This is a genomic window from uncultured Amnibacterium sp. (assembly GCF_964244015.1).
GTDB lineage: Bacteria > Actinomycetota > Actinomycetes > Actinomycetales > Microbacteriaceae > Amnibacterium.
On the sequence record NZ_CAXTHO010000164.1, the window covers coordinates 1 to 5,072 of the forward strand.

A 5,072-nucleotide genomic window follows, 5' to 3' on the forward strand; every position below is an offset into this window, starting at 1 on the left:
GCGGCTGGCCTCCAGGCGCAAGAACGGCTCGAACACCCGCTCCAGCGCGTCGGGCGGGATGCCCGGCCCGTCGTCATCGACCGTGACAGCGACCAGGGGACTCTCCGCGAACCGAACATCTGGATCCGTCATCGCTGAGGTGCTGGTCGTCCTGTGCGGGCTGTCGTTCTCCGGCAAGAGCACCGTCGCGAGCGAGCTTGCCGTCCGGCTGCCGGCCGAGGTCGTCGGCTTCGACGCAATCAACGCGGAACGCGGGCTTTCAAGCGGGCAGGGCGTCGCGCTCGAGGAATGGGTGAAGACCAAGGAGATCGCTCACGCACGTGCTCGAGCGTCGCTCGCAGCCGGCCGGTCGGTGGTCATCGACGACACGAGCTCACCCGCGTTCCTGCGCGACGAGTGGCGAGCGGTCGCGTCCGGCGCGGGCGTCGCGATGGTGATCGTCTTCGTGCGCCTGGACCCGGAGGAGCAGCGTGCGCGCATCGCAGCGAACCGCGCGAGCGGTGACCGTGCCGATGTCCTCGACGCGATCCTCGAGGAGCATCTCGCGGGCTTCGAAGCCCAGTCGGATGCCGAAGCAGCGCTGACCTTCGCCGGTGCCGACAGCCACTCACCCGACGCGCTCGACGCGCTCCTGGTGCGGATCCGATCCCGCGCTGCAGAGTCATCAGTCGCCCGGATCGAGCGGCGCGAACCGAGCGGGGAGTAGGTCCGGCCGTTCCTCCGCTCGCCGGCACGCCCCCCTACTGGGTACCAGGACGCATGGTCCACCGCAACGGATGGTGCCCTGCCGGCCATGTATGGGTCGTAGGTGTTCTTCGACCCGGGATGGTGGGCCATGGATGAGCTGAAGTTCGACGAGCTGGTGCGAGACGCGGGGGCGGTCCCGCGGGTGCGCTCGACCGCGGTGATGCGGTTGGCGGAGGAGAGCCGACTCGGACGGCTGTCCAGTCGCCGTCGCCGGCCTCTGGTTGTTGTCGCGGCCGTCTCCGGAGTGGTGCTGCTCGCCGCTGCGACCGGTACCGCGGCGCTGATGAAGCTCCCGCCGTTCCAGGGCCTCGAGCCCGAGATGTACCGGACTCAGGCGTCGATCGCGATCGAGTACCGCTCGATCACCGGGTACCAGAACCACTGCGAGGCGTTCCTGGAGTTCACCAATCTGTCGGTGAAGCAGGCCGACGCCGCCGACGCGCTGGTCGAGCAGCACGACTGGTCCGGCATCGGCCAGCGCTCCTACGACACGGCCGCTGCGGGGCTCAGCGACGACGACGCCATCGAGACCCGCTTCACCGATGTGCTGGGCGATCAGCTGCACACCGTCGCGGTCCGCGCGCTTCCCGGCGTCGCTTCCTCCGGCGTGAACGCCGACGGTGCGGCGTCCTGGAGCGGCTGGTCGATGTCGTGCGAAGGCGGCCAGCATTGAGCGCCGAGCTCGCGGAGGCCCGTGCCAAGCGCGCCGCCCGCGTCACCGCCCTGACGGCCGACGCCGCGCGCGTGACGGCGCTGGTCGAGCGAGACGGCGAGGCGCTGCTGGCGTACTTCGCCCGGCGGGTGCAGCCACGCGAAGACGCAGCGGACCTCCTCAGCGAGACCTTCACCGTGCTGTGGCGACGATCGCGCGACCTCCCGGAAGGGGACGAGGCCGGCCGGATGTGGGTCTACGGCATCGCCCGCAACGTGCTCTCCACTCACCGGCGAGGGCAAGGGCGCAGGAGCGCGCTCGTCGAACAGCTGCGCGCCGAGCTCGACGCCGCAGCGACGAGCACGCTCGGGGGAGCAGCGTCAGCACCCGGTCCGGACGCGGAGTACGCCGCGCAGCTGGTCAGGGGACTGCCGACCCCGGATCGGGAGATCTTCATGCTGCTGCACTGGGACGGCTTCACCCTCAGCGAGATCGCGCGCCTCCTCGACCTCCCCGCCGGCACCGTGCGGAGCCGCTATGCGCGGGCCAGAGGGGTGCTGAAGAAGCAGCTCGAAGCAGCGTCCGAGTAACTCCCGCGTCGGGAATCCGTGTGGGCGACCGGTGCCGGCGTCTGATGCGGCCCTGTTCCCGGGACACCGCATGCGCGGCCACCGGTGGCCCACTGCGGACCCGCGGCTTCGCAGCGGTGCCGTCTACGCATCCGCTCGAAACGGCGTCACCGCCACCCCGTATGGTGACGGAGCCACCGATGCCTCGAGGAGCCGTCCGTCGTGAAAGCCATCCGCCGATTCACCGTCCGGACCGTTCTGCCGACCTCCCTGTCGGCTCTGGACGAGCTCGCCGCGAACCTCCGCTGGTCGTGGCACGAGCCGACCAGGCAGCTGTTCTCCGAGATCGACCCCGAGATCTGGCAGACCATCGCGGGGGACCCGGTCGCCCTGCTCGGCGCGGTCAGCCCGTCGCGGATCGAAGCGCTCGCCGCCGACGGCGCGTTCGTGGCCCGCGCGAACGCGTTGCGCGACGACCTCGCGACCTACTGCACCGAGCCCCGCTGGTACCAGTCGCTCACCGAGGCTCCCGAGCACATCGCCTACTTCTCGCCGGAGTTCGGCATCGCCGCCGCCCTGCCGCAGTACTCGGGCGGGCTCGGCATCCTCGCCGGCGACCACCTGAAGAGCGCCTCCGACCTCGGCCTGCCGCTCACCGGCATCGGCCTCTTCTACCGCGCCGGCTACTTCACGCAGTCCATCTCCGCCGACGGCTGGCAGCAGGAGGCGTACCCGGTCCTCGATCCCGACGGCCTGCCGCTGACCCTCACCCGGCATGCCGACGGCGCTCCCGCGCTGGTGTCGCTCGCGCTGCCCTACGGGCGCACCCTGCACGCCAGGATCTGGCAGGTGGCCGTCGGGCGCGTGACGCTGCTGCTGCTCGACACTGACATCCCCGAGAACGAGGACGCTCTGCGGGATGTCACCGACCGCCTCTACGGCGGCGGCGGCGAGCACCGGCTGCTGCAGGAGCTGCTGCTCGGCGTCGGCGGGGTGCGCGCCCTGCGGATCTGGACCGAGCTGACCGGCCGGCGCGACGCGGAGGTGTTCCACACCAACGAGGGGCATGCGGGCTTCCAGGGACTCGAGCGCATCTCGACGCTCATCCACGACGGGCTGACCTTCGCCGAGGCGCTGCAGGTCGTGCGCGCCGGCACGGTGTTCACGACGCACACGCCGGTGCCCGCGGGCATCGACCGGTTCGAGCGCGGCCTGATGGAGCAGTACTTCTCGGGGGACCTGCTGCCCGGCGTCGACGTGTGGGAGGTCCTGGCGCTCGGCGCCGAGAACTACTCCGGCGGATCGGGCGACATGTTCAACATGGCCGTCATGGGCCTCCGGCTCGGGCAGCACGCCAACGGTGTCTCCCAGCTGCACGGCGAGGTCAGCCGCGGCATGTTCAACGGGCTCTGGCCCGGCTTCGACGCCTCCGACGTACCGATCACCTCCGTCACGAACGGCGTGCACGCGCCCACCTGGACCGATCCGCTGCTGCTCGAGCTGTCGCAGCAGAAGCTCGGCACGTCCGACACCACAGCGGCCGACTGGGCGGGTGGAGGCGTCAGCGACGCCGAGCTGTGGGCGGTCCGAGGTCGGATGCGCGCGAACCTCGTCGCGGACGCCAGGCGCCGCGTGACCGCGGCCTGGCTCGACGAGAACCCCGGCGCCTCCGCCCCGGCCTGGTTCGACGGGCTGCTCGACCCCGACGTGCTGACGATCGGGTTCGCCCGCCGCGTGCCCACCTACAAGCGGCTGACGCTGATGCTCGAGGACGAGGCGCGGCTGATCGCGCTGCTCACGCACAAGAAGCGGCCGATCCAGATCGTGATCGCCGGCAAGTCGCACCCGGCCGACGACGAGGGCAAGCGGCTGATCCAGAAGCTGGTCCGCTTCACGCAGGACCCCGAGCTGCGGCGCCGGATCGTGTTCCTCCCGAACTACGACATCGCCATGGCGCAGGTGCTGTACCCGGGCACGGACGTGTGGCTGAACAACCCCCTCCGGCCGCTGGAGGCGTGCGGCACGTCGGGCATGAAGGCGGCGCTGAACGGGGTGCTGAACCTGTCGATCCTCGACGGCTGGTGGAACGAGTACTACGACGGCGAGGACGGGTGGGCGATCCCGTCCGCCGACGCCGCCGGTGACGCCGCCGAGCGCGACAAGCTCGAGGCCGAGAGCCTGTACGACCTGATCGAGAACCAGATCGCGCCGCGCTTCTACCGCCGCGACGGCGCCGGGGTGCCCACCCGGTGGATGGCGAACGTGCGGCACACCCTGGCGACGCTGTCGCCCGAGCTGTCGGCGGACCGCATGGTGCGCGAGTACGTGCAGCGGCTGTACATGCCGGCGGCAAAGGCGGCCGAGGCGATCAGTGAGGGCGACTACGCGGGCGGCCGCGAGCTGGCCGCCTGGAAGGCTGCCGTGTCGAACGGCTGGAACGGCGTCTCCGTCATCCATGTGGAGTCCGGGGGCCTCGCCCGCGTGCCGCAGGTCGGGGACCAGCTGCACGTGCGCGCGCAGGTGCAGCTCGGATCCCTCACGCCCGCGGACGTCGCGGTGGAGGTCGTCTACGGCACGTCCCGGGAGGGCGACGACCTGGTGAACACGGCGACGGTGGAGCTGACCCCCCTCGAGGATGACGCGGTCGCCACGCCCGGCCCGGCGTCCTCCGACGGCTCCTACACCTTCGCCGGCACGGTGACCCTGTTCCGCCCGGGCTCATTCGGCTACAACGTGCGCGTCGTGCCGAAGAACGAGTACCTGGCCGACCCGGCCGAGATGGGCCTGGTCGCCGTCGCGCACTAGTACTTACGGCCGCGCCGCCGCCGCTGCGGCGCGGCTGTGCGTACCGCACGGCCCTGCACGGGCCGTGCGGCTGACGCCTGCGGCCGGGGCCGGCCCGCGCGCGTCCCTCAGTCTCGCGCTGGTCGAGGTGCGAGCGCCAGCGAGTCTCGAGCGATGTCCTGAGGTTCTCGAAGGGGCCACTCGGAGCCGCTCGAACGGCCGTCAGGTTCCTGGTGGTCTCGAGACGGCCGCGGACGGCCTCCTCGACCAGCGGAAGAGCAGCTCGGTCAGCGCGCGGCGTACAGGAGGAGGGTCGGGCG

5 protein-coding genes are annotated in these 5,072 nt (G+C 71.3%); 4 read left to right on the forward strand and 1 reads right to left on the reverse strand.

Translation table 11 applies throughout. The annotated features are described in order from the left end of the window. Nucleotides 1–132, reverse strand: a 132-nt coding sequence (locus tag ACFE67_RS13910) for an ATP-binding protein (RefSeq protein ID WP_375407476.1), incomplete at its 3' end; no start/stop codon positions are given. Nucleotides 133–139: 7 nt separating this feature from the next. Between ACFE67_RS13910 and ACFE67_RS13915 the strand changes: the two genes are divergently transcribed. From ACFE67_RS13915 to glgP, 4 genes are all read left to right on the forward strand, one after another. After that, nucleotides 140–706, forward strand: a complete 567-nt coding sequence (locus ACFE67_RS13915; RefSeq protein ID WP_375407472.1) for an AAA family ATPase — start codon at nt 140–142, stop codon at nt 704–706. Nucleotides 707–835: 129 nt separating this feature from the next. Next, nucleotides 836–1,420 (forward strand): hypothetical protein, encoded by a 585-nt coding sequence (locus tag ACFE67_RS13920; protein ID WP_375407473.1) that lies wholly within the window; start codon nt 836–838, stop codon nt 1,418–1,420. Beyond that, a complete protein-coding gene (locus tag ACFE67_RS13925) occupies nt 1,417–1,989 on the forward strand; it encodes an RNA polymerase sigma factor (RefSeq protein ID WP_375407474.1) in 573 nt (190 codons plus the stop codon). Before ACFE67_RS13920 ends, ACFE67_RS13925 begins: the two co-directional genes overlap by 4 nt. A 201-nt stretch (nt 1,990–2,190) precedes the next feature. After that, on the forward strand, nt 2,191–4,773 hold the full coding sequence (glgP, locus tag ACFE67_RS13930; protein ID WP_375407475.1) for an alpha-glucan family phosphorylase: 2,583 nt from the start codon (nt 2,191–2,193) through the stop codon (nt 4,771–4,773). Nucleotides 4,774–5,072 lie beyond the last annotated feature (299 nt).

Excerpts from the sequence above, each read along its gene's own strand:
- ACFE67_RS13920 (WP_375407473.1), top strand. The coding sequence starts at position 836 with ATGGATGAGCTGAAGTTCGACGAGCTGGTGCGAGACGCGGGGGCGGTC.